Annotated in this window: 23 protein-coding genes and 1 pseudogene; 3 read left to right on the top strand and 21 right to left on the bottom strand. The window is 62.4% G+C overall.

The features are described from left to right. Positions 1–503 precede the first annotated feature (503 nt). The 6 genes and pseudogenes from RSO41_RS07990 to RSO41_RS07965 form a co-directional block, all read right to left on the bottom strand. Positions 504–1028: pseudogene (locus tag RSO41_RS07990) on the bottom strand (ABC transporter ATP-binding protein); the annotation flags it as partial. 122 nt (positions 1029–1150) lie between these two features. Then, entirely contained in the window at positions 1151–2617 is a 1467-nt protein-coding gene (locus RSO41_RS07985) for an ABC transporter permease (RefSeq protein ID WP_315618575.1), read from the bottom strand. Between the two features lie 400 nt (positions 2618–3017). Beyond that, on the bottom strand, positions 3018–4283 hold the full coding sequence (glyA, locus tag RSO41_RS07980; RefSeq protein WP_315618573.1) for a serine hydroxymethyltransferase: 1266 nt from the start codon (positions 4281–4283) through the stop codon (positions 3018–3020). 143 nt (positions 4284–4426) lie between these two features. Next, complete coding sequence (locus RSO41_RS07975) at positions 4427–5848, bottom strand: hypothetical protein (RefSeq protein ID WP_315618572.1); 1422 nt, start codon at positions 5846–5848, stop codon at positions 4427–4429. Positions 5849–5949: 101 nt separating this feature from the next. Continuing rightward, positions 5950–8520 (bottom strand): ABC transporter permease, encoded by a 2571-nt coding sequence (locus tag RSO41_RS07970; protein ID WP_315618571.1) that lies wholly within the window; start codon positions 8518–8520, stop codon positions 5950–5952. Beyond that, positions 8517–9236 carry an ABC transporter ATP-binding protein gene (locus tag RSO41_RS07965; RefSeq protein WP_315618570.1) on the bottom strand — a complete coding sequence of 240 codons (720 nt, stop codon included), beginning with the start codon at positions 9234–9236 and terminating at the stop codon, positions 8517–8519. Before RSO41_RS07965 ends, RSO41_RS07970 begins: the two co-directional genes overlap by 4 nt. Here RSO41_RS07965 and RSO41_RS07960 point away from each other — a divergent pair. Further along, a complete protein-coding gene (locus RSO41_RS07960) occupies positions 9235–9921 on the top strand; it encodes an arylesterase (protein WP_315618569.1) in 687 nt (228 codons plus the stop codon). The two genes, RSO41_RS07965 and RSO41_RS07960, sit on opposite strands and share 2 nt — an antisense overlap. A 3-nt stretch (positions 9922–9924) precedes the next feature. Here the strand turns inward: RSO41_RS07960 and RSO41_RS07955 are convergent, their stop codons facing one another. Continuing rightward, positions 9925–10821, bottom strand: a complete 897-nt coding sequence (locus tag RSO41_RS07955; RefSeq protein WP_315618568.1) for a DMT family transporter — start codon at positions 10819–10821, stop codon at positions 9925–9927. A 142-nt stretch (positions 10822–10963) separates the two neighbouring features. Next, the gene (locus RSO41_RS07950) at positions 10964–11233 is read right to left on the bottom strand and encodes a SelT/SelW/SelH family protein (protein ID WP_275286400.1); all 270 of its coding nucleotides are present in this window, start codon (positions 11231–11233) and stop codon (positions 10964–10966) included. Between the two features lie 248 nt (positions 11234–11481). On the opposite strand from RSO41_RS07950, the gene RSO41_RS07945 reads away from it, so the two are divergent. Together RSO41_RS07945 and ettA are read left to right on the top strand one after the other, a co-directional pair. Then, a complete protein-coding gene (locus RSO41_RS07945; RefSeq protein ID WP_315618567.1) occupies positions 11482–11679 on the top strand; it encodes a PA3496 family putative envelope integrity protein in 198 nt (65 codons plus the stop codon). A gap of 195 nt (positions 11680–11874) precedes the next feature. Continuing rightward, positions 11875–13536 (top strand): energy-dependent translational throttle protein EttA, encoded by a 1662-nt coding sequence (gene ettA / locus RSO41_RS07940; RefSeq protein ID WP_315618566.1) that lies wholly within the window; start codon positions 11875–11877, stop codon positions 13534–13536. Between the two features lie 131 nt (positions 13537–13667). Here the strand turns inward: ettA and lpxL are convergent, their stop codons facing one another. The 13 genes from lpxL to RSO41_RS07875 form a co-directional block, all read right to left on the bottom strand. Then, entirely contained in the window at positions 13668–14582 is a 915-nt protein-coding gene (gene lpxL / locus RSO41_RS07935) for an LpxL/LpxP family Kdo(2)-lipid IV(A) lauroyl/palmitoleoyl acyltransferase (RefSeq protein ID WP_315618565.1), read from the bottom strand. A gap of 19 nt (positions 14583–14601) precedes the next feature. After that, the gene (alr, locus tag RSO41_RS07930) at positions 14602–15702 is read right to left on the bottom strand and encodes an alanine racemase (protein ID WP_315618564.1); all 1101 of its coding nucleotides are present in this window, start codon (positions 15700–15702) and stop codon (positions 14602–14604) included. Positions 15703–15911: 209 nt separating this feature from the next. Then, positions 15912–16901, bottom strand: coding sequence for an RNA polymerase sigma factor RpoS (gene rpoS / locus RSO41_RS07925; RefSeq protein ID WP_275286395.1), 990 nt, complete (start codon positions 16899–16901; stop codon positions 15912–15914). A gap of 121 nt (positions 16902–17022) precedes the next feature. Then, positions 17023–18129, bottom strand: coding sequence for a peptidoglycan DD-metalloendopeptidase family protein (locus RSO41_RS07920; RefSeq protein WP_315618562.1), 1107 nt, complete (start codon positions 18127–18129; stop codon positions 17023–17025). Then, positions 18113–19099: a DUF368 domain-containing protein gene (locus RSO41_RS07915; protein ID WP_315618560.1), complete on the bottom strand. Its 987-nt coding sequence runs from the start codon at positions 19097–19099 to the stop codon at positions 18113–18115. The genes RSO41_RS07920 and RSO41_RS07915 overlap by 17 nt, the downstream gene beginning before the upstream one ends. Further along, entirely contained in the window at positions 19096–19776 is a 681-nt protein-coding gene (locus RSO41_RS07910) for a protein-L-isoaspartate(D-aspartate) O-methyltransferase (RefSeq protein WP_315618559.1), read from the bottom strand. Before RSO41_RS07910 ends, RSO41_RS07915 begins: the two co-directional genes overlap by 4 nt. After that, complete coding sequence (surE, locus tag RSO41_RS07905; protein WP_315618558.1) at positions 19763–20509, bottom strand: 5'/3'-nucleotidase SurE; 747 nt, start codon at positions 20507–20509, stop codon at positions 19763–19765. Before surE ends, RSO41_RS07910 begins: the two co-directional genes overlap by 14 nt. Continuing rightward, positions 20484–21611, bottom strand: coding sequence for a tRNA pseudouridine(13) synthase TruD (gene truD / locus RSO41_RS07900; RefSeq protein ID WP_315618557.1), 1128 nt, complete (start codon positions 21609–21611; stop codon positions 20484–20486). Before truD ends, surE begins: the two co-directional genes overlap by 26 nt. After that, a complete protein-coding gene (gene ispF, locus RSO41_RS07895; RefSeq protein ID WP_315618582.1) occupies positions 21604–22086 on the bottom strand; it encodes a 2-C-methyl-D-erythritol 2,4-cyclodiphosphate synthase in 483 nt (160 codons plus the stop codon). Before ispF ends, truD begins: the two co-directional genes overlap by 8 nt. A gap of 7 nt (positions 22087–22093) precedes the next feature. Continuing rightward, the gene (gene ispD, locus RSO41_RS07890) at positions 22094–22822 is read right to left on the bottom strand and encodes a 2-C-methyl-D-erythritol 4-phosphate cytidylyltransferase (RefSeq protein WP_315618556.1); all 729 of its coding nucleotides are present in this window, start codon (positions 22820–22822) and stop codon (positions 22094–22096) included. Next, a complete protein-coding gene (ftsB, locus tag RSO41_RS07885) occupies positions 22819–23115 on the bottom strand; it encodes a cell division protein FtsB (protein ID WP_315618555.1) in 297 nt (98 codons plus the stop codon). Before ftsB ends, ispD begins: the two co-directional genes overlap by 4 nt. 178 nt (positions 23116–23293) lie before the next feature. Continuing rightward, positions 23294–24352, bottom strand: a complete 1059-nt coding sequence (locus RSO41_RS07880; protein ID WP_315618554.1) for a transporter — start codon at positions 24350–24352, stop codon at positions 23294–23296. A 151-nt stretch (positions 24353–24503) separates the two neighbouring features. Next, positions 24504–25301 (bottom strand): hypothetical protein, encoded by a 798-nt coding sequence (locus tag RSO41_RS07875; RefSeq protein ID WP_315618553.1) that lies wholly within the window; start codon positions 25299–25301, stop codon positions 24504–24506. Between the last annotated feature and the right edge of the window lie 37 nt (positions 25302–25338).

The following is a 25338-nucleotide window of genomic DNA, read 5'->3' as shown; positions in this document are numbered from 1 at the left end:
GTCTCTGGACTATATGGCACCCCGAGCACACCCCGCATTAGCTGCGTAGGGTGTGCAGAAACCAGGGGGTCATTACACAATGAGGCGCCGTCCATCGACCTTAGCTAGGCAACACTCAGTACTATCCGCTTCGAGGTACCATTCAGCCTAATATTCTTGACCTAAGCAAAGCACCCACGGTGGTGTCTGGACTAATAACAATATCGACAGAACGTCATCGACCAAGAACTTTTTATAAAATATTAAGGAGAAAATCCACTAACAATTTCTACCTCAGTCAAAGACGCCTTAAACCTTCTAATTTACTGCAGACCCATCCCTCATTTCACAAAAACTATGAAATTCATAGTGGACATGGATCCGTTATCGGCAATCCTGGGGCAGACACCTTCCCCTCGCTCTTTCACTCTTCACTATAGGAAGGGTGCTTACGCTTCCCCCCAAACCCCAAGCTAATGAAACCATAGAATGCCAAACTCCCCCTCTTTTTAACGAGCGACCACTCAAATATTCAAAACTCTTTCGCACAACCTATTAACCTGAGCATCGGAGTGCGAAACCAATACAACAGTCTGTTCTGAGTGAAGCTTCTTCATCATCTCGGCCTCGGCCTTTTTCTTGAAGTGTTTATCGCCGACACTCAGCACTTCATCAAGCAGAAGTACATCAGGCGTCATATACATAGCCACCGAAAAACCTAAGCGCGCCCGCATCCCCGACGAATACGTCTTGACCGGCTCATTCATAAAACTACCGAGCTCCGAAAACTCGGCAATATCATTCAGCCTTTTTTCCACTTGCCTTCGGGTATATCCCATCAGCATACCACTGAGAATAGCATTGTCGGTACCAGGCAACTCAGCATCGAACCCTGCCTGCAAAGCCAGCAAGGAGATGGTGACACCATGGTTGATGACTTCACCACTATCAGGTTGAATGATACCAGCAATGACTCGAAGCAGGGTTGATTTTCCGGCGCCATTTCGCCCCAGCACCCCTAACGTTTCTCCCCGGTGAATATCGAAACTCAACCCTTCCAGAGCCTGGAAATATTCCGGTTTTTGAAACAGCCCGCCCCGTCGTTTATAGCGCACGCCCACATCTCGAAGCGAGATGATGACCTCTCTCCCAGTTTCTGATACGACTTCATTCATTCAATAACAACCCTCGGAAAAATAGGCTCGAAACGTCGATACAGAAAGACCACAACTACCAGTCCTAGTCCGCACCCAAGGGCCACCCAGCCAAGGCCACTCCAGTCCGGCCACTGGTTTTCCACTAATACCAACCTATACTGATAGAGAATATTAGCCATGGGATTGAGAAAGAATAGTGACCGCCACTCTTCTGGAATGCGCTCAATATTATAGAAGATACCACTGGTAAACAGAAGAAACTGGATGCCTGTTGGTATTAGGTTGGTCAGATCACGTACGAAAGGTACTATCATAGCCAGCAAACAGCTCACTACTGCCATCAACAACAACTGCACTAAAACAACGGGAATAAAAGCCAACCAATGAATGGTAGGAGGCAGCCCATACAGTATCAGAAAGATCGCTAGCATGGCGAAGACAAGCAGCTGTTTTCCAGTATTCTGCACAATGCCCACCAGCGGAAAGAAAAGCGGCGAGATGCGGACTTTATGCATCAAGCCCTTGCCACCGACTATGGAGTTGGATGTATGCTGAACCGTCTTTGCAAACCATTGAAAGGGTACCAACCCTGTCAGCAAGTAAGCGATGAACCCAGGCCCTCCACGCTCCATCAATAGGCCGAAGACGACGTAGAAGACCGTCATATAGAGCAAGGGGTCAAGAATCCACCATAGGTAGCGCAAATGATTCTGACTGGCCTCGCTTTTCAGGTTCAACCGTGCTTTCGTCCAGACAAGATCCCAGAACATCCTCACAGTTCTGCGGCTAGGTGGATTAATTACTTCGCTTACACTACCCTCTTGATTGGATTCCTTCTCGAGCCAATCATTGCCGTATTCCTGAGCAAGCTTTAACTGTCGCGCGTATCGCACTTGCCCCATTGCCTCGGCTGCCTCGGCTGCCTCCGCTGCACGAACATACCCCTTGGCATGATCGGGAAAGCGAGAACGCACATCCGCCCAACGTTCCAAGGCCGCCGACCAGTCGCACGCTTTCATGGCCATCTCAGCATATTGTACCCATGGCCAAGGATGATCAGGACAATATTCCCGGGCATGACGGTTCATGGTTACCGCTTCGTCATGTCGTCCAAGTCGTTCCAGTACATCCGCGGCCCTGGCCCATCCAACAATATTCTTGGGAAAGTTGTCTCGCAACATCCTCAATCGTTCTAGCGCTGAGGCAAACTCACCGCGATCGACGTCCAGATCACTCCACTGGGCAAGTACACTAGCGTTGAGCGGAAAGCGTTCCCAGGCTTCACGAAGAAACCTTTCGCTTTCTTCATATCCCTCTAACTGGCGATGTGCGATACTCAACTGTATCCATACAGCGACATCATTCGGATAAAGGCGGCGCAAAACATTCCACCTTTCGATAGCAACGCGCCACTGGCGCTTTTGCATCGCTTCCATGCCCCAGCCGACCACATTCTCCAAAGGAGGGAGAGAGTCGGTCATCGATGCTTCGCCGGCTGATGAACTCTCTTTCATACCCGAATATTCAACTTTGAATTCAAGACTCTAACCCCGTAAACCTTCATACTCATGGAAAGCCACTGCCAACCAATCACTCTCTGCTTAACCAGGAAAACGTCCAGCAGGTGAGAGTTGGCTGGCTTATACTGCCTTCATGGATAACCATGCGCTTCATTAGCATTAAATTCGAATCAATTTTTACAGCCTAATATTCACGAGCCCAAAAGGTACAAACCCTTCAGGATACCACTCTAAACCTCATAGGACTATTCTGAGTGGATAGCACACCGCCGTCCTTGCAAGGCAAGGACCCAAAAGCATCGGGGCCCAGCACAGCAGGGCCCCGATACTTTCGGAGAAGGGTCCGCGATCGTGATGGCTATTACCGATACACGGGCAACCGGGTGCAGACCTGCTCGACCTTGGCCTTCACCTCGGCCTCGATGGCGGCGGTGTCGTCGCCCTTGACCATGACGTCGAGGATATCGCTGATCCAGCCGGCCAGCTCCCGACACTCGGCTTCGCCGAAGCCACGGGTGGTCACCGCCGGTGTGCCGATGCGCAGCCCCGAGGTCACGAAGGGGCTCTGCGGGTCATTCGGTACGGCATTCTTGTTGACGGTGATATGGGCACGGCCCAGGGCGGCGTCCGCGTCCTTACCGGTCAGGCCCTGCTTGACCAGCGACAGCAGGAAGAGGTGGTCCTCGGTGCCACCGGAGACGATATCGAACCCCCGCTCGATGAACACGCCGGCCATCGCCTGGGCATTCTTCACCACCTGCTGCTGATAGGCCTTGAACTCGGGATCCATGGCTTCCTTGAAGCAGATCGCCTTGGCGGCGATGACATGCTCCAGGGGACCACCCTGGCCACCGGGGAACACGGCCGACTGCAGCTTCTTCTCGATCTCGGCATCGTTCTCGCTGGAGAGGATCAGGCCGCCACGCGGACCGCGCAAGGTCTTGTGGGTGGTGGTGGTCACCACGTGGGCGTGGGCCATCGGGCTCGGGTAGACACCGGCGGCCACCAGGCCGGCGATATGTGCCATATCGACCAGCAGGTAGGCACCGACGTCGTCGGCGATTTCACGGAAGCGAGCCCAGTCGATGATCTGCGAGTAGGCGGAGAAACCGGCGATGATCATCTTCGGCTGGTGTTCGCGCGCCAGATTGGCGACTTCGTCGTAATCGATGCGGCCGCTCTCGTCGATGCCATACTGCACGGCGTTGTAGTGCTTGCCGGAGAAGTTCGGGCGGGCACCATGGGTCAGGTGGCCACCGGCGTCCAGGCTCATGCCCAGCACCGTGTCACCCGGCTTGACCAGTGCCTGGAAGACGGCACCGTTGGCCTGGGAGCCGGAGTGAGGCTGGACGTTGGCGTAGCTGGCACCGAACAGTTCCTTGGCGTAGTCGATGGCCAGCTGTTCGACGACATCGACGTATTCGCAACCGCCGTAGTAACGCTTGCCGGGATAACCTTCCGCATACTTGTTGGTCAGCTGGCTGCCCTGGGCTTCGAGCACCCGGGGGCTGGCGTAGTTTTCGGAGGCGATCAGCTCGATGTGGGCCTCCTGCCGTGCGCTCTCCTTCTGCATCGCATCGAACAGGGCATCATCGAAACCGGCAATCTGCATATCACGGCTGAACATCGGCGCAAGACCTCGCATCACGGAAAAATCGGAGGCGCTCATCATACCCCAGCCCATGACGGCTTTCACATGAAAGGCCGTCATGGGTGACCGCATCATTTCTCATGTGGACTTGAGAAATTCTGAAGGATCCTTCATCGCGATCAACGCGTGTGTACCTTCATCGACAGCTTGCTCGGCAGCACCAGCGGGTCATCGGCCAGCGCGTCCAGTTCGTGCTCGCCGTCCTCCGGCAGGGTGAGATGTACGACCAACTCACTGGCCTTGCCTTCCATCATGTCGACCAGCCCGCCGAACAGGGTGGCGAATTCAGGACCGAACATGCTGCCGAGCCCTTTAGCCTGAGTACGCGCCTGGGCCAGGAACTCGCCCTCGCTCACGCCCTGGCGGGTCGCGATCACTGCCGGCAGACGACCGAACAGGCCGAGGTCGGTCAGCGTCGTCTCGACCTCCCCGCCCAGCAGGGTGACGCCCTCGAGGCCATCCACTCCGGCAAAGTATGTCGCCGGGTCGGCACCTTTCGGTAGACGGGCCGGGGTCTCGCTGTCGAAGGTCCAGCGGAAAGCATCGTCGGCCGTCACACGGCTCTCGCCGGTCAACATTGCTCTGGTGTCGCCCAGCGACTCCCATTGTCCGTCGAAGGCGGCATCGAGTGCCAGGCGACCGCTGCCGCCAGTCAGCACATTGCTCATCATGCGCAGCCGAGTCCGTTCCTCTGCCGGCGCCAGCTCGATCATCCGCGCCAGGTCGAGATCGAGCGACTCCAGCTGAAGACCGCCGCTACCATCCGCCATGTCACTGTCGAGCAGCAGCCGTTCGAGGGTCGCCGCCAGACGCTGGGCCTCGATATCCAGCGCTTTCAACTCCACGCGATCGGCCCGCGTGTCGGTGTGATGATCCAGGTCATGCAGGCCCTCGATATTCAAGCTGCCCAGCGTGAACTTGCCATCGCCGATCTCGCCGAAGGCCTCGCCGCTGCCGGCGATACCGGTCGCCTCCAGGCGCCCGATGGTGTCCGGGGCGAGATCCAGGGCATGCAGCCGTTCGACCGTCATGCGGGGGTTCGTCACGCTGTGCGGTGTGTCCCCTGTCGCGTCGAGCACGGTGCGCCCGCGACTCTCGACCGTCAGGTCGTCGACGGTCAATTCGGCGGCTTCGAGGCCATCGGCCAACAGCCCCCGGGGCGACAGCACCGACCGGGAAGGTTCAATGACCACCAGGCGACGCGCGGTGATGGTGCCCTCCTGACCGTCCGTTTCCTCGGTGACGTTCAGCCCTTCCAGAACTACCTGGTCGGGGTTGTCGTAGTCGCCCTCGATGGTATAGCGGTCGACCTGCACCCGCTCGCCTCGCTCGCCGATGTATACCAGGTCTTCCGCCCGGGTCTCGCCGCCCATCATGCTCTCGGAGACATCTCCGATGGTCAGCTCTCCAGGCTGGTCGGCGAACAGCGCCCGCAGGTCTGCCTCCAGCCGCTCGGTATCTGCCAGGGCGGGCCCGACGAGCGGGACGGAAAGTGCTGCGGACAGCGCCAGGCGGGACAAGGCGACACGAACAAGATGCATGATGGGATTACCTCCTATGTAATCTGAGTAGAGTGCGTCCTGCCAGTCTAGCCCAGTTTTTTCTCATGGCTCACGGCGTAAGGCTCCCGGCACTGCCGGGCTCAGGCCTCCCCGAGCAGACCGAGGCTCGCCGCCGGCGCCCGACGCCGGAGTCCTCGCGACAGCCACTGGCCGAGTCCCCCGACCAGCAGTATGCCGACCAGGGGCAGCCCAACCCACAAGGCAGGATGCCAGCGGGGCGACAGGTCCAACCAGGTCGTATAGATGCCGACGGCAGCCAGTTCGGCCAGCGAGGCAGCCAGCAGACCGCTGGCCAGTCCCAGCAGAGCGAACTCGGCTCCCTGAATGCGCGACAGCAACCGGTCTCCGGCACCGAACACTCGCAGCAGGCCCGCTTCATGCGCCCGCACGGGCATGCTCGCGACCAGGGCGGCATAGAGCACGCTGACACCGGCCAGCAGCACGAAGACCAGCACCAGCTCCACGGCCTGGGTCACCTGATCCAGCACCTCGCGAACCCGTGAAAGAATCGACTCGACGTCGAGCAGCGTCACGGCCGGGAAGTCTCGAATCAATCCTCGCAGCAGCTCCTGCTGGCCATCGTCGAGATGAAAGGCGGTAATGTAGCTGTGGCCGAACGGTTCCAGCACCCCGGGGGGGAAGATGACGTAGAAATTGGGCCGGAAGCTGTCCCAGTCCAGGTCCCTCAAGCTCGCGACTCGCCCCTGCAGCGTCTCGCTGCCGACCGCAAAGGTCAGGGTATCGCCGAGCGCGAGCCCGAGGCGTTCGGCGAGCTCGCGCTCCATCGAGATCGGCGCGACCGGGTCGGCAGCGACGGCCCCCATCCAGCCTTCCGCCGTGGACGCCGATGGCTCGAACCATTCGCCGGCCACCAATCGGTTACCGGTCGGCAGTTCGGCACTCCAGGTCAGATTGAGTTCGCGACGCAGGGCATTGTCGCCTTGCGATTCCTCCGGGACCACCTCCCGTGGCGGCTGACCCTCGATGGCAGTGATACGGCCGCGCACCATGGGGTACAGCGCGCTACGCGCCTCGGCGGCCCCGGCCAGCGCCGCCTCGAAGGCATCGCGCTCGGCCGGTTGAATGTTGATGGCGAAATGATTCGGGGTGTCCTCGGGCAACTGAGCACGCCAGGTATCGAGCAGGTCGCCACGCACCAGGGCAATCATGCCCATGGCGAACAGCGCCGTCGCGAAGGCCAGCAGCTGGCCAAGACTGGCAGCTCGACGCCGGGACAACTGCTGGCCTCCCAGCCTCAGGGCCCGCCACAGGCTGTCGTGAGTCTTCGCCTCGCGTGGCAGGCGCGCACAGAGTCTGGCCAGCAGAGCGAGCAAGGCATTCCCCACCCCCCAGAGCGCCAGCAAGGCCAGCAGGCCGCCGAGCAACAACCCCAGGGCCAATACGATATCGCCGGAATACAGCCACAGCAGACCGCCGAACACGCTGGCGGCGACGGCCACCACCCACCAGGCCGAGGCCGGGAGTGGATCGAGCTCTCGGCGCAACACCTTCAGGGCACTGACGCGACGCAGCCGAAGCAGAGTCGGTCCGGCAAAGCCCGTCAACACCGCCAGGGCCGTGAAGATTCCCATACCCAGCGGCAGGATACCCGGCGGCGGCAACTCGATCGGCATGACCGCCCCCAGCAGGGCCAACAGCGCCGCCTGACCGGCCAACCCCAGGACGGCGCCGACCAGCGAGGCCGCCAGCGCCAACCACAAGAGCTGCAAGGCGAAGATCCAGACCAGCTCGCGCTGGCTGGCGCCGAAGCAACGCAGCAGGGCCGCCGTGTCCAGGTGCCGCTCGACATAGCGGCGCGTGGCCATCGCCACGGCCACACCGGCCAGCAGTACCGCCGCCAGCCCCGCCAGACTCAGGTAACGGTCGGCGCGTTCCAGGGCACTACCCAGTCGAGGGCGATCCTCACGGACGTCCTGGACCTCGACCCCCTCGGTGCGCAAGCGGGCAAGCAGCGGTGCCACCTCCTCCACCGTCTGGGCCGAGCCCGCGGCCAGCAGTTCATACTCGATGCGCGACCCTTCCTGTACCAGCCCCGTGGCCGGCAGGTCATCGACATGCATCATCAGGCGCGGATTGAAGCTACCGAACCCCGCCGAGGGGTCGGCTTCGCGCTCGATCACCGCACCGACCCGGAACTCTCCTCCGCCCACACGCAGGCTGTCGCCCGTCTCGACATTCAGCAGCATGGCCAGTCTAGGCGCGACCCACACCTCGCCACGAGGCGGGCCTTCGGCGACCTCCTCGACATCGCCTCCCCGCGAAATACGCGAGACCCCATAATGCGGATAGACATCATCCACCGCCTTGAGACTGACCGACTGGAAGACATCTCCCCGGCTGACCATGGACACCATGTCGACCTGGTCGGACAGCGCCAGCCCTGCTGTCTCCAGCGTTTCTCGCACTTCGGCCTCGAAGGGGCGGGACTGTTCCAGGACCACGTCGCCACCCAGCAGCTGTCCTGCCTGCCGGGTCAGTCCACGGTCCAGACGATCCAGAAAGAAGCCGATCATCGTCGAGGCGGCCACCGCCAGGGCCAGCGCCACGAACAATGCCCGCACATCGCCGGCCCGCAAGTCGCGCTTGAGGCCGCGCCAGGAGAGGCGCAGCAATCGCATCGGCTCGCTCATGCGCCGACCTCTTCGCGAGTCATCTCGACGAGCTGGCCATCCGCCAGGCGTAGACAGCGATCGCAACGCCGCGCCAGGGCGTGGTCATGGGTCACCAGCACCAGGGTGGTCCCGGCCTCATGATTCAGCTCGAACAGGGTGTCGATGATCCGTTCGCCGGTCGTGGGGTCGAGGTTGCCGGTCGGCTCGTCGGCGAATACCAGTTCGGCGCCCGTGACAAAGGCCCGGGCCAGGGCGACGCGTTGCTGCTCGCCGCCGGAGAGCTGCTTGGGCAGGTGGTCGAGCCGCTCTCCGAGGCCGACCCGGGACAGCCAGTTGCGGGCTCGTACCTCGGCATCCGCCACCGCTGTCAGCTCCAGCGGCATGAGCACGTTTTCCAGCGCCGTCAGGGTCGGCAACAGCTGGAAATTCTGGAACACGAAACCGACTCGACCGGCTCGCAGCCTTGCTCGCCCGTCCTCGTCCAGCGCGCCCAGGGCCTGGCCAAACATCGCCAGCCTGCCGGTACTGGGTGCATCCAGCCCGGCCAACAGGCCCAGCAGGGTCGACTTGCCTGCCCCGCTCTGGCCGAGGATGGCCAGACTCTCGCCGGACAGCACCGACAGGTTCAGTTCCTTCAGAATGGTCAGATGCCGTTCACCACTGACGACCTGCTTGGTCAGGTCCTCGGCATGTAGAATCGGTTCATTGGCATTCTCGTTCGAGGAGTTGGACATGCTGCAACGTTCCCCCGTGGGTCGAGTCGACACGCCCTGCCGAAAGCTCCTGCGGCGCGTATGGCTGATCCTGGTACTGTGCCTGGTCGCGGGGCCGGCACTGGCCGCGCCTCGCCCGCTGATCCTGGTGATGGGCGATAGCTTGAGCGCTGCCTACGGCATCGAACGCCAGGATGGCTGGGTCAGCTTGATGGCCGATCGTCTGACGGGCAAGGCCCGGGTCGTCAACGCCAGTATCAGCGGCGAGACCACCGCCGGCGGCAAGACGCGCCTGCCCGAACTGCTGGGACAGCATGACCCGGACATCGTTCTGCTCGAGCTGGGTGGCAACGACGGCCTGCGCGGCCTACCGCCGACCCAGATGCGCGCCAACCTGGCGGCGATGATCGAGGCCAGCCAGGCGTCCGGAGCCAGGGTGGCACTGCTCGGCATCGATATTCCGCCCAATTATGGTCAGGCCTACCGCGATGCCTTCACCGGGGTCTTCACGACCCTTGCGCAGCGCTACGAGGTGCCCCTGGTTCCCTTCCTGCTCGACGAGGTGGCCTTGAACGATGACCTGATGCAGGACGACGGCATTCACCCCACCGCCGCCGCCCAGCCCCGGGTGCTCGACAACGTCTGGACGGTACTCGCGCCGCTGCTGGAAACCTCGGGCGTCAAACTCGCTCGCCGACAGGAGTAGGCCTCAGGGCTGAACGTCGGCCGATTCGGCTGGCGCCTTCTGCCGTTGCTGCAGACCGAGCCCACCGAGGATCAATACCAGGCCCAGCAGCGTCGAGGGCAGGATCGGCTCGCCGACGATGAAGAACAGCAGCAACAGCGATACCGGCGGCGACAGGAAGATCAGGTTGGAGATCCTGGCGGTACGCGAGATCGTGCGCATCGCCAGCTGCCAGAACACGAAGGCAATGCCCATCTCGAACAATCCCACATAGATGCCGGCGGCGAGTCCGGTGGCGCCGACCCACTCCACCTCCGGGCCCAGCAGCAGGATCAGGGTAAGCACCGGCATGCCGACGCTGAAATTCTGCCATTGCGCCACCAGCGGCGAACGCTGGTCGCGGGTATTGAGCAACCAGTACAGCGCCCAGATCAGTGTCGAGACCAGCGCCAGGCCGACTCCCAGAGGATCGGCGAAATCCACGTCGAGCACACGCCCCCGGGTGGCGATCACCCAGACCCCGGAATACGCGATCAGGCCGGCCAGCACGTCCATGCGCGTGAGCCGTTGACCAAGTATCGGCACGGCGAGAAACGCCATGGTCAACGCCCAGGTGTAATTGAGCGCCATGGCTTCCTGGCCCGGCAGCCGGTCATAGGCGGCGAACAGCACCAGATAGTAGGCCACCGGGTTCATCAGGCCGGCCCAGGCAGCGGTCCGCCAGCCGTGGCGAAGGGCCTCTCGAACCTGCCCACGGCGCCATACCAGCACACCGATCACCGCCCAGGAAACCAAGGAGGCGATCCACATCAGGGTCAAGGGCGACATATGGCCAAGCGCCACCTTGAAGGCCGTGGCCACGGTGGACCACAGTCCCACGGCGCCGAGTCCATAGAGAATGGCGCGACGGTCCGGTGTCATAGTCTCTCCCTGCTCATGGGTCAACGCTCAAGCCGCACGAACCCACGGCCCTGCGGGATGGCTCGTATCTCGTATCTCGTATCTCGTATCTCGTATCTCGTAGCTCGTAGCTCGTAGCTCGTAGCTCGTAGCTCGTGGCGCATTATCGATCGACGTGCCCCAGGTCGCGTTCCGGATCCAGCCGGTCGCGCACCTTCTGCTTCAGAATCTTGCTGTCGGGAAAGCCTCCGTCGCGCTTGCGTTCCCAGAGACTCTCGTCGTCGAAGAAAATCTCGAAATGGCCGCCGTGGGAGGGGGCCAACGCCACTTCCTCGAGCGCCTCACCGAAGGTGGAAAGCAGTTCCTGTGCATACCAGGCACTGCGCAGCAACCACTGGCACTGGGTGCAGTAGTGAATGCGAATACGTGACATGGAACCTCGACTACCGCAAGAATTGACGCTCCATGTTACCGCCAAGGAGGGACGATGGCCCAGCGCGAGATCGGTCAATCCCGATGATTCGCGCAGCTCGGTGGTAAAAGTCGGTCGCCAGCCGGCAATCCGGGGTTGCACTGATCGGCATCTCGTCTTATACAGCCGGCAGGTGCCCTCGCCGAGCGCCGGCTCAAGGCCTGGCGCCGTGTACGGCAACGTAGTGACTGGCCATGGGAGGAGATCGCATGCGCCCCGACTCTCTTCACGACGAGCACTTCGACGACCCCGACCAGGATACCGACATCGATGCCGATGCCACGCCCGAACGCCCGACCGGTCGTGCCGAGCAGCTGCGCGCCAGGCGGCGTCTGGAGGACCTGCTCGAGGAGCGACGGCTGCGACGTGACATCGAAGACGACTGGGATCTGGATGAAGAGCAATGATGGGCGGGCATAGTTTGTCCGTCCATTCTCTAGTGTCCTGTTTCGAAGGTTCGTTGACGAGGTGGCGAGCGCATTGGGTCGCCAGAATTCTCCAGTCAACCTCTGATACAGGACACTAGCCTTTCCCCTGTCCGGCCACTATCATCGTGGCCAGTCAGTGCTCCAATCCCGAACCTCCAACCCTAGTGAGATTCCATGGCGCAATACGTCTACACCATGAATCGGGTGGGCAAGGTCGTGCCCCCCAAGAAACAGATTCTCAAGGACATTTCCCTGTCCTTCTTCCCGGGCGCCAAGATCGGCGTGCTCGGCCTCAACGGCGCAGGCAAGTCGACCCTGCTGCGCATCATGGCCGGTGTCGATACCGAGTTCGAGGGCGAAGCGCGTCCGATGCCGAACATGAATGTCGGCTACCTGCCTCAGGAGCCCGAACTCGACGACGAGAAGAACGTCCGCGAGACCGTGGAAGAAGCCCTCGGTGCCATCAAGGACGCTCAGGAGAAGCTCGACGCCGTCTACGTCGCCTATGCCGAGCCGGACGCCGACTTCGACGCCCTGGCGACCGAACAGGCACGTCTGGAGAACATCATCGAGGCTGCCGACGCCCATAACCTGGAACGCAAGCTGGAGGTGGCCGCCGAGGCCCTGCGCCTGCCGCCCTGGGACGCCAGGGTCGGCAATCTCTCCGGTGGCGAGCGGCGTCGCGTGGCACTGTGCCGCCTGCTGCTCTCCAACCCCGACATGCTGCTGCTGGACGAGCCGACCAACCACCTCGACGCCGAGTCAGTGGCCTGGCTGGAGCGCTTCCTGCACGACTACAGCGGTACCGTGGTGGCCATCACCCACGACCGCTACTTCCTCGACAATGTGGCCGGCTGGATTCTCGAGCTGGACCGTGGCGAAGGCATTCCCTTCGAAGGCAACTACTCCCAGTGGCTCGACGCCAAGGAAAAACGCCTTGCGCAGGAGGCCAAGCAGGAAGCCTCACGCCAGAAGGCCATCAAGCAGGAGCTCGAATGGGTACGCTCCAACGCCAAGGGCCGACAGGCCAAGAGCAAGGCGCGCCTCAACCGCTTCGATGAACTGCAGTCCGGCGAATTCCAGCAGCGCAACGAGACCAACGAGATCTATATTCCGCCCGGTCCGAGACTCGGCGACAAGGTCATCGAGTTTCACGGGGTCTCCAAGCGCTTCGACGACAAGCTGCTCTATGAAGACCTCAGCTTCACCGTACCTCCCGGCGCCATCGTCGGCCTGGTCGGCGGCAACGGTGCGGGCAAGTCGACCCTGTTCAAGCTGATCGAAGGCAAGGAGACGCCCGACACCGGCGACGTGGTCAAGGGCGAGACCGTGGACATCGCCTACGTCGAACAGCTGCGCGATGACCTGGACAACAAGCAGACGGTGTGGGAAGCGGTCTCCGATGGCCAGGACATCCTCAACATCAATGGCTATGAGGTCTCGTCCCGCGCCTATGTGGGCCGATTCAACTTCAAGGGCAACGACCAGCAGAAGCGCCTGTCGGACCTGTCCGGCGGCGAACGCGGTCGCCTGCAGCTGGCCCAGACCCTCAAGCAGGGCGCCAACGTACTGCTGCTCGACGAACCCTCCAACGATCTGGATATCGAGACCCTGCGCGCCCTGGAGGAAGCCCTGTTGGCCTTCCCCGGCTGCGCCCTGGTGATCTCCCACGATCGCTGGTTCCTCGACCGGATCGCCACGCACATCCTCGCCTTCGAGGGAGATTCCCACGTGGAATTCTTCGAAGGCAACTACACGGAATACGAGGCGGACCACAAGAAGCGCGTGGGGGACGATACCCCGCACCGGATGAAGTACAAGCGCATCGACGCCTGACCGGCTTCGCCGGAGCGATAAGCCGTAAGCTTTAAGCTGTAAGAATAACCCCACTGACCTCAGGTTCGTGGGGTTTTCTTATGGCTTACGGCTTAAAGCTTACAGCTCCCAAGCTGTACTGAAGCGAAGCTTCAGTACAGCTTGGGCTCGCCCTGGGGTCGGGTCTTGAAACGCCGATGCAGCCACAGGTATTGCTCGGGGTGGCGGCGGATGGCAGCTTCGATGATGGCGTTGATGCGAGTGGCATCGGCCACTTCGTCGCCGGAGGGAAAGTCTTCCAGGGGCGGCAGGTACTCCAGACGATAGGTGCAGTCGTCGGGATTGCGATGAAAGATCAGCGGTATGACGGGCGCGCCGGTCATGCGGGCGATCTTGGCGGTAAGCTTGATGGTTGCGGCCTCGACGCCGAAAAAGGGCGCAAAGACGCTAGCGTCGCGCCCGAAGTCCTGGTCCGGCGAATACCAGACATTGTGGCCGGCCTTGAGCCGACGTACGACACCGCGCAGGTCATGGCGATCGATGGCGACACCGAAGATGCGATTGCGCGCCCGTGTCATGAAGCGCTCGAACAGCAGGTTGTCATGGGGCCGATAGACCACGTCGGCGGGGAAGAACAGGGAATGCAAGGCACCGCCGAGGTCCAGGGTCGAGAAATGAATGCCGATGATCAACGCGCCCTTGCCCTCGGCTTTCACCCGTGCCATGTGCTCTTGCCCATCGAAGACGACACGATGACGCAAGTGCTCGGGATCCCGACACCAGCCAGTCGCCGTTTCCAGGATACCGATACCATTGGCAATGAAAACGTCCCGTACCAGACAGCGTTGTCGCGCGCCGTCGAGCTCGGGAAAACACAGCCGGATATTGGTCTCGGTGATATGACGACGCCGCTTGGCAAAACGCCAGGCAGCGAGCCCGATGCCCTTGCCGACCCACAGCTTGAGTCGCCAGGGCAGCCAGGCGCTGATATACATGGCACCGATGGCGACCCAGGTCGGCCAGTAGCGAGGATGAAGAAAGCGGGTCGAGGATGCTTGCTCGGACATGGGGCTCTCGCACTTGGATTCAGCCGCCATGATACCGTCTGGGCACCCTCGGCAGCACCCCGGTCAACAACGTATAACTGATGGTCTCGCAGTGGCGAGCCACCTCATCCACCGTCAGTACCTCGCCGCTGGCGGCGCGTCCCCAAAGCACGACCTCGCTGCCGATATCGGCCTCCGGCAACTCGGTGAGATCCACCGTGAGCATGTCCATGGAAACCTTGCCGGCAAGCGCCGTGCGACGGCCCGCGACCAGGATCGGCGTGCCATCGATGGCATGGCGATCATAGCCGTCACCGTAACCGCAGGCCACCACGCCGATACGCGACGGACGCGGTGCCCGCCAGCGCCCGCCATAGCCGACGGGCTCGCCCTCGTCGAGGTCACGCACGGCGATAAGCTCCGAGCGCAGCGTCATCACCGGCAACAGACGACGGCTCGACGCGTTGGAGGCCTCGAGGGGGTCGCTGCCATAGAGCATGACGCCGGGGCGATTCCAGGCACCATGGCTCTCCGGCCAGGCCAGGGTCGCCGGCGAATTGGCCAGACAGACAGGCGCCTCCAGCATCTCGGCCAGATCGCGCATGACGCGCATCTGGTGCTGAAAATAGGCCGGGTCGACATGGTCGGCGGTGGCGAAGTGGCTCATCAGGTGCAGATCGCACACTCGCGTCGGGGCGGCGCTCAGACGCGCCCAGACCGATGCTGCCCGCTCGAGGGAAAAGCCCAGGCGATGCATGCCGGAATCGACCTTGATCCAGGTGGGGACCGGTGTCGCCGGCCGGTGGGCCAGCAATGCCTCGACCTGCCAATCGCTGTGCACCACCGTCCCCAACCCCAGCGCTTCCACTTTTGCCAGTTCATCGGTCGAGAAGATGCCCTCCAGCAGAACAATCGGCGCCGTGATGCCAGCATCGCGCAGGGTTTCCGCTTCCTCGAGACACGCCACGGCGAAGGCGGGCGCCACCCCTTCCAGCGCGCGGGCGCACGGCACCAGGCCGTGGCCATAGGCATCGGCCTTCAAGACCGCCAGCGACTGGCTGTCCGGCGCCAGGTCTCGGGCGAGGCGATAGTTATGGCATAAGGCATCGAGGTCGATGTCGGCACGCAGGGGTCGGGCCATCTGTCACTCCAATGGATCGGGATACGGGGCGAGCGTCTGGACGCTGAGCAGGCACCAGAATGCCACGCCTACACCCGAATAAGATGCCAAATTATCTAGAAAATGCAGTTCAATAGACTATAAATAAATCATTTATCGACTATTTTTCATATTTAAAAGCAAGAAAGCCAGGACAATGTCCTGGCTTTCGCGTGTGTCGAAAGGATCGCTTACTCGAAGATGGCGTCCAGATCCAGCCCCTGCTTGTCGAGCATGCGACGCAACTTTTTCAGGGCCTCGACCTGAATCTGGCGGACTCGCTCACGAGTCAGCCCGATCTCCTCGCCCACCTGTTCCAGGGTAGAGGCCTCATGGCCACGCAGCCCGAAGCGTCGCACCACCACTTCGCGCTGCTTGTCGGTCAGCTCGGCCAGCCAGTCATCGACATGCTGCTTGACGTCACCATCCACCAGGGTGGATTCGGGCCCCAGGTCATTGTCGTCGGTCAGCGTCTCGATCAACGGCTTGTCGCTTTCGCTACCCACCGGATAATCCACCGACGAGACCCGCTCGTTGAGCCCCATCATCTTCTTGACGCTCTCTACCGGCTTGTCGAGGTGGTCGGCGATTTCCTCGGCAGTCGCTTCGTGATCGAGCTTCTGGGTCAGCTCCCGAGCTGCCCGCAGGTAGATATTGAGCTCCTTCACCACATGGATGGGCAGGCGAATGGTACGGGTCTGGTTCATCAAGGCCCGCTCGATGGTCTGGCGAATCCACCAGGTGGCATAGGTGGAAAAACGGAAACCACGCTCGGGATCGAACTTCTCGACGGCGCGGATCAGCCCCAGGTTGCCCTCCTCGATCAAGTCGAGCAGGGTCAGGCCCCGATTGAGATAACGCCGCGCGATCTTGACCACCAGGCGCAGGTTGGACTCGATCATCCGCGAACGTCCCTGCGGATCGCCCTGGCGAGCAAGGCGACCGTAGTGGACCTCTTCCTCGGGCGTCAGCAGCGGCGAGAAGCCGATCTCGTTGAGGTAGATCTGCGTGGCATCCAGGCTGTGGTGATGACGATCCTCTCGGCTGAGCGCCTTCTCGAAGGCTTCGTCACTGTCATCGGCCGCACCGGCTTCGATCTCGACGGTCTCGACGGCATCGTCATCCGCCTCGGCGGCCGATTCCAGATTCACATCCTGAAGGTCCCGTTCAAGCATGCTCATCGATTGCTACCCCATGGTTGCGGCTGGACATCGTTCGTCATGCTGATCACGATCCATGCCCGAGATTATTATTGTATGACGCTCCGGTAATCATACGGGAGAGGCTCGCTGGACACGCTATTCAACGTGCGGGCAGATACTCCAGGGGATCCTGAGGCTGGCCATCCTTGCGAACCTCGAAGTGCAGCCTGACATCCTGGGCATCGCTGTCGCCCATGGTGGCGATCACTTCGCCAGCTCGGACCACATCGTTCTCCTTCACGCTCAGGGTGTCGTTATGGGCATAGGCACTCAGGTACTGGTCATTGTGCTTGAGCAGGATCAGCTTGCCGTAGCCGCGCACCCCGCTGCCCGCATACACCACGATACCCGGCCCGGCCGCCTTGACAGGTTGCCCCTTTTGACCATCGATATCAATGCCGGCGGTGATACTGTCGCCTTCGCCGAAACTTCCCACCACACTGCCATCGGTCGGCCACTGCCAGGGCACCTCATCCACCGGCGTATAGCGGCGCTCATCGTCGTTCTGCGTATTCTGTGCAGAGGTATCGGCATCGGCTTCCCCGGCGCCTGCCGTCTCGCTGGTCTGTGTCTCGGTCTCGGACGCGTCATCCTCCGCTGGCTCGTCGGTGGCCTCGTCGGCGCCGCTATCGTCACCGTCATCGCTGGAGGCGTCGTCGTCGGCCGTCGTGTCGTCCTCGTCGGATGCCGGCTCCTCGTCATCCTCATAGACCGGCCCCGGCACACCGTTCTCCGATGCTTCCTCGCTTGCCGGACCGGCGCCAGACGCACTGTCCTCGGGCAGCAACCAGTCCAGCGAGCCATCGTCGCTGTCGCTCGACCCGCCTCCGGTACCGCTGGCCACCGCACCGGCAGCCGCCACACCAGTGGCGACAGCGCCTTCGGCATCACTGGTACCGTCCGACGTCGACGCTTGACCGGCCGAGCCGCCTTCACCGCCCAGGACCAGCCGCTGACCGGGCTGGATGCTATAGGGCGGGCCGATGTCATTCATCTCGGCCAGGTCTCGATAATCCATATCGTGTCGCCAGGCGATCCCGTACAGGGTGTCACCCGACTTGACGGTGTACTCGGCAGGTGTCGATGCCGCCCGGCCGGTCGACAGATCCTCGACCTGTACCGGCGGCGTCTCGCTCCGGGGTGTGGCACAACCGGCCAGTGCCAGCGCGAGCCCCGAGATCAGCAGCCCCTTATGCATTGGAACCATCCTCCTTGTCCTTGTCTACGCTATCACGCCCACCGGTCTGTGGTGTATCGGTGCCGTGGTTGAGGCGATCAACGCACAGCACCAGGCCGGCACCGACCAGCATCAATGCCAGCACGGCCGGCAACTGGACGGGATCACCGGTGACCACCCCGAAGTCGCCCGGGGTCAAGTAATGATAATCCAGCGGGATCATCTGCCCATCCGGCCCCAACTGATACGACGCCAGTTGGCGCCAGGGCCAGAGCATTGGCAAGGATCCCACGATGAAGCCAACCAGCAGTTGCAGCGTGGCGTCATGGCAACGCCGCAGCAACCAGGACAACAGGCGCGAGAAGACGAACAGGCCGATCAGGCAGCCGCCGCCGAATACGGCGATCAATCCCATGTCGAAATTCCGCACGCCTTCCATCACCGTGCCATAGAGCCCCATGGCCAACAGCAGGAAACTGCCGGAAACCCCCGGCAGCAACAAGGCGCTGATGGCGATGGCCCCGGCCACCGACAGTACCAGATTGGTACTACCCAGTTGCGCGACCCAGGGCATCAGAGCGGGCAACCACTGTGCCAGCAGCAGCCCGACGACCAGCGGCAGCAGATACCACCACCGCCATGCCGCCGGGTGGCGCCAGACGACCAGAGCCGAGGCGGCCACCAGGCCGAAAAAGAAGCCCTCGAGCAGCCGTGGCTGCGCGTCCATCAACCACACGACCAGGTGAGCGACGCTGACCAGGCTGATCACGATACCGAGCAACAGGGGAACCAGAAAACGCAGGTTGAGATACTCGGCCAGCCCGACCAGCCCTTGGCGTCGCCATACGACGAAGGCTCCCGGACCGAAACGCTCGATGGTGTGAATCAACTCTTCATAGATACCGGTGATGAAGGCGATGGTGCCGCCCGAGACGCCGGGTACCGCATCGGCAGCCCCCATGCCGGCACCCTTGAGCAAGAGGCCAAGATGACGCTTCAACGAATGACTCCTTCCAGCAACGGCACGAAACGTACCGGTTCCAGGCGCTCTCGCTCGAACTGGTCGCCATTGCGGCGCACCCGCACGAGCCACTGGCGACCCCCTTTGTCTGCCACCGGCGCGATCATGACACCACCATCGGCCAACTGGGCCAGCAACGACATGGGCATCTCGCTGGCACAGGCCGTGAGCAGAATGACCTCGAAGGGGGCCGCTTCAGGCCAACCGTGTCCTCCGTCGGCCAGTCGCAACTGGACATTGTCCGCCCCGAGCAACCGCAATCGGTCGCCGGCGCGCTGGTGCAATGCATTGATCCTCTCCACCGACCAGAGTTCCGCGACCAGTCTTGCCAGCACCAGGGTCTGGTAGCCGGAGCCGGTGCCAACTTCCAGTACTCGGCCCGGTTCGGCCTGGACGACCAGCTCGCTCATGCGCGCCACGATCCACGGGCGTGACAGGGTCTGGCCGTGGCCGATGGGCAGGGACGTATCCTCATAGGCACGATGCGACAATGCCTCGTCGAGGAACAGGTGCCGCGGCGCCCGCGTCATCACGTCCAGCACGCGCCGGTCGCGAATGCCCTGATAGGCCAGGCGCTCCACCATGCGGTCCCGGGTCCGCTGGGATGTCATCCCGATCCCTTGCAGCAGGCCGGGGCGAAGGTCAGGTGAGTGCATTCAGCCAATCCTGCACGTCGTCGCGCGCCGCATGCCGAGTCAGGTCGGTATGCAGCGGCGTGATGGACACGAAGCCAGCTTCCACGGCGGCGAAATCGGTATCCGGACCATCATCGGCATTTTCGCCTACCGGGGCAATCCAGTAGCGCTTGTGGCCACGCGGATCCCGCACTTCGAGGGGCCGTGCTGCCGGTCCCCGGTACCCCATCCGGGTCACCCGGAAGCCTCGCAGCTCTTCCCAGGCCAGGTCGGGAACGTTGACGTTCAACAGACTGCGCGGCGGCAACGACAGCTGGTCGGCGGCACCCACCAGGCTTGCCGCCACACGACCGGCCGTCTCGAAATGGTGCCGTCCCACCAGCGACATGGCGATGGCGGTCATCCCCAGGTTGCGTCCCTCCATGGCCGCCGCGACAGTTCCTGAATAGAGCACATCATCCCCCAGGTTACCGCCATGGTTGATGCCGGAAATCACCAGATCGGGCCGCTCTTCCCAGACGCCGTTTACCCCCAGATAGACGCAATCCGCCGGCGTGCCATCGACACTGTAGAAACCATTCTCCAGAGCGGACAGCGCCAGAGGCCGCGTCAGGGTCAGCGAATTGCTGGCACCGCTCTTGTCGCGGTCGGGCGCCACCACACGCAGGCGGGCATGCGGCATCAACGCATCATGCAGCGCCCGCAGGCCGGGGGCGTGGACACCATCATCATTGGACAGCAGCAGTCGGCGCATCCGGAGCTCCTCGTTCGTCGTCCCCAGTCGGGGACGGCTGGAAATTCAGGGTCGGGTGATCGATCAATTCGCGCAGTACCGAGGTGGCGTAGGCGCCGGGCGGCAGTTCGAACGACAGCCAGATCGCTCCGTCGATATCGCGTTCGAGGCCGGGCGACGTCAGACGCAGACGCAGGGGGCGCCGCGCCAGGCGGGCGCCGGCACGCTCCAGCCCCTCGCAAAGCGCCGGGTGCGCCGCCAGGGAATCGCGCTCGGACGCCAGGGCGGCGTCCCGGGCCACCGAGTCGCCACGGCCCCACAGCACACCACTGGGGTGAATATCCAGGCGCGCCGCTCTGTCACGGAGCTCATCATCGAGCCGCTCTGTGACGAACTGGCTGCTCGACCCATCCAGGACCACAACCTCCCCCTCGAGCGGCGAGTCCCAGGTGCCCTGCTCGATACGTGCGGCCAACTGGACGTTGAATAGATAACCGCGTGCCGCCGAGAGCAGCATCCCCTGGGGATCGTCGCGCTTCCGCCACTTCCGCGCCAGCAGCGAGGCTGCGCGATACAGGTTGCGGCCATCCGGACCGAATCGCTGAGGACCGAAGTAATTGGGCACCCCATGTCGACACAGCCACGACCAGCGCTCGTCCAGTCCTGGCACGTTCGCGGCCTCCCCCGTCAGCCGCAGCCGAAAGCGGTTGCCACGATGCACGCCACGCTTCAGCTTGCGTGGATGCCGATGCGTCTCCAGCAACACGATGGAAGGCTCCGTCAGGCGAGCCGTCAGGTCGTTCGGCGCTTCACGACCCGGGAGATGTACCGAGAACCACTGGCGGGTCACGGCGACACGATCCTTCAGGCCAGCATAACCGATCGACCTGGACGGTACCTCGCAGGCTCGCGCCAGCTCTCGTGCCACCATATCGCTGGTCATGCCGCGCTTCTCGACCCATAACCAGAGATGTTCCCCTTCTCCTTCCGGCGAGAACCCGAGGACTTCTTCCACCTGGAAATCCTCGGGGCGGGCCCGGTAGGCGCCGGGGCAGGGCGGACCGAAAGGGGCATCGAGCACCCGAGGCCAATGCGGCGGCCAGACGGGACGCGTCTCAGTCATTCGCGCGCTCCATCAGCAGGACAACCGCCTCGGCGGCCACGCCTTCACCACGGCCGGTAAACCCGAGACGCTCGGTCGTGGTCGCCTTGACGTTGACCGAGGAACGCTCGACGCCCAGATCCTCGGCGATATTGGCGGCCATGGCGTCGATATGCGGTGCCATGCGCGGCAACTGGGCGATCACCGTGGCATCCAGGTTGCCTGGGTGCCAGCCACGTTCCGCGATCAACGCCACCACATGGCGCAGCAGCATGCGGCTGTCGGCATCGGCCCAGGTCGGATCGTCATCGGGGAAATGGTGGCCGATGTCCCCCAGGGCACAAGCGCCCAGCAGGGCATCGCAGATGGCATGCAACAGGACATCGCCATCCGAGTGAGCAACGAAGCCATGGGTGTGAGGGACGGCAACGCCACCGATCTTCAGGTGGTCGCCGTCGCCGAAACGGTGCACATCGAAACCGTGGCCGATTCGCATCATGATGTCAGCGGCACTCCTCATCGTCGGTTGGAATCGCACCCGATACCTGGGCGGCCAGGATCTGCCCGGCCAGCGCCAGGTCTTCGGGGTGCGTGATCTTGAGATTGTCGCGACGCCCGGGGACCAGCCGCGGCGACAACCCCAGGGCTTCCACCGCCGACGCCTCGTCGGTCACGGCCACGCCGTCGGCGCGGGCCCGCGCCAGGGCACGACGCAGCACTCCCAGGCGAAATCCTTGGGGGGTCAAGGCATGCCACAGGCCCGCACGCGCCTCCGTACGCGCCACTCGCCCGGCACCATCGTCACGTTTCATGGTGTCGGCCACCGGCGCGGCCAGCAGGCCACCGACGGGATCGTCGTTCACCACGGCGAACAGGCGCGCCAGGTCGTCGGCAGCCACACAGGGGCGCGCCACATCATGCACCAGAACGATCGCCTGCTCGTCGGCGCCCTCGGCCACGATGGCTTCCAGGGCGTTGATCACCGAGTCGACACGTTCCACGCCTCCGTCAACCCGACGCCAATCGCGAAATGGTACCCAGGCGGAATCGAAGTGACGGTCCTCGCCATCCAGGCAGAGGCACAGGCGCGCCTCGGGAAAGGCGGCGTGAAGACGCATCAGCGTATGCGCGAGAACGGTTCGCCCTTCCAGCGTCAGATACTGCTTGGGGCGATCGGCGCCCATGCGTCGGCCGCATCCCGCGGCGGGCACAACCAACCAGGGCGGCGTCACTGAGCCGTCCTCCCGTCTCCCGCACCGGGCACCCAGAAGAACTGCTCGTCGCTACGCACCATGCCCACTTCGCTGCGTGCACGTTCCTCAATGGCGTCCAGACCGGTCTTGAGGTCCACCACTTCGGCGGCCAGGCGCTCGTTGCGCGCCCGCAAGGGGGTATTTTCGGCCTCCAGGCGCTCCACGCGCTGCCCTACCTCGGCGAGCTCGCGAACACTGCCCTCACCCAGCCACAGGCGATACTGCAACAGCGCCAGCAGTGCCACGAGCACGACGGCCAACCACTTGAGCATGCGAGAATTCCGTCACCAGATTGCGATGGCGGCATTATGCCATCTTCCCCCGCCGGCCTCACCCACGAAACGCCCCGGGCCCATATGCCCGAAACAGCAACGGCGACCGGGACAAGGCCCGGCCGCCGTACTGGTATCGCGCCTCAACCCTCGGGTCTCGGCCATTCCCTCCTGTCCCTCAGAGCTGGATTGGCATGCGGAAGGTCAGGCTGATATCGGAGGCATCATCGGTGAGGCCAATGCCCAGGTTGGTCACGATGGAAGTGGAGTCATTCAAGGCATAGGTGCCACCGATATTGAAGACGCCGACATTGGCGTCGCTGTCGATGACCTGGCGAGTACTGCCGTTGGAAGTGATTTCGGACTTGCGGATATGCTCATGGGAGTAGGAGAGCGCCAGGCTGAGTCGCTCGTTGAGCGCGAAGGCCGTACCGAAACCTGCCTGGATGCTGTCGCCCAGGTCGACATCACCGGGTTGATCCCCTGAGGAGGCCGAAATGTCGTCGAACGATTCTTCAAAATTGTAGGTGTATCCCAGGCTGCCGAAGACGATGGCCGGATCCAGCGTCTTGAGCAGCGATATGCTGGTCGTCGCTGCCCAGACACCATTACCGGTAGGCAACTCGGTCGGCACCATCAAGTTCGTATTATCGTCTTCACGCAGACCGATACCATAAGGATCCTTGCCGGTCGGCGCGCGGACTCCTGCACTGATGACGACATCGGGTCGTGTCTGGGTTTCCGGGAGCAACCGATAGGACAAGGTTGCCGAAACATCGCCCAACGCCGCCTCATCGACATCCACTTCGCTTGCCCGTTCCGTGGAAAGGTCATCGCCAATGGACTGATAGGTCGTGCTTCGGTACACGAAAGGCACCGTCACCCCAAGCTCCAGACGATCGGAAAAGCCATACCGCATGTTGAGGTCCAGGGTGGTGATGTGTGTTTCCACTCCGTCGAGGTTCAACTCCCCCAGAAAGATCGCATCCAGGGCGAGAAACCCCCTGAGCGCCAGCTTGGACCGGTCGGAATAAGAGTAATTGATGCTCGGCTCGATGGAGAATCGGTTGTCGAACAGGGTATGCTCTTCGCGAAGCACATTCTCGACGCTCTGACTCGGTCTCGCCTCACGTACCACCTCTCCGTCACTCTGTTGCGCCACGGCCGGAGTGGCCGCGAACCCTGCCATGCCGATGACGACAAGCCGCCACCTTCCCCCTGCACCCTTGGCTGACATGTTATTTTCCACAATCATTCTCCTTCCCCCTCGGTATAGGACCGCAGGCGTACTGACCGGGCGCCACATGCAAGATGTCGGGAGCACGCCTTTCCTGAATCAGCCTAGTCGTCCCTGGAAAACTGTCTCGTCCACTTCTTGTACGGTGTCTTCAACGGCGAAGTTGTGACGCCATGCGCATGGCACTTCTGACGCCCATCGACGATTCCATCGTCGGTCGGTTGTTCATGTAGAGCTGGACTCGGGTCAGGTTCTGCACTCGCTGCAGGTTGCTCGAGAGCTGGATGCGCTGATGCAACCCCTGTCCCGGCAGGATGGCCTGCGATACATGGCCAACGCCGGGCACCTTCATGTCGACACTGAAATCGTTGCCCGACGCGCTGACCGAGACTCGAGTCCCTGACGTCAGGTGTCGTTCGATCCGAGATGAACGCGCCGAAGCGGTCGGCACGGAGGTGCCGGCGGCATCCAGGATATCGATCTGCAACTCGTTAGCCGCCGTGTTGAAGTCCCCACCGGCCTGGATCGACTGCACAACGCCTCTGGCATTGGGCGTTCCACCATCGACCACGACGGCGCCATTGCCCATCGTGGCTTTCAGGCCTGCCCCTTCGACCACCGAAATGACGGGCTCGAACGACACGCGAGGCGTTCTGCCGCTGAGATCGCCCATGACGCCCGCCTTGGCCCGGATATGCTCACCGGTCGCCGTTCGCCATTCACTCGACATCTGTACCCCGAAATACATGATTCGCCCTCGATCCACGAAACGCCCCCGCATGGTGCCCAGTTCCTCGTCACTGAGCTGTCGACCCTCGGAGAACGACTCGAAGCTCGAGGTCGCCGCTACCGCCGGTGAAACTCCCCCCTGCCACATGGCCGCCAGCAACGGCGTAGCCAGAGCAACAGTGCGCCAGGTACTGGCGACCCCGTGATATTTGCCGATCATGACCGTACCCCCTTGAGTGGTACACCAGGCCGACGAG

This window comes from Halomonas sp. I1 (genome assembly GCF_032334135.1).
In the GTDB taxonomy this organism is placed as follows: Bacteria; Pseudomonadota; Gammaproteobacteria; order Pseudomonadales; family Halomonadaceae; genus Halomonas.
The sequence above is the reverse complement of the archived record's forward strand: the minus strand, read 5'-3'. Positions and strand labels throughout refer to the sequence as shown.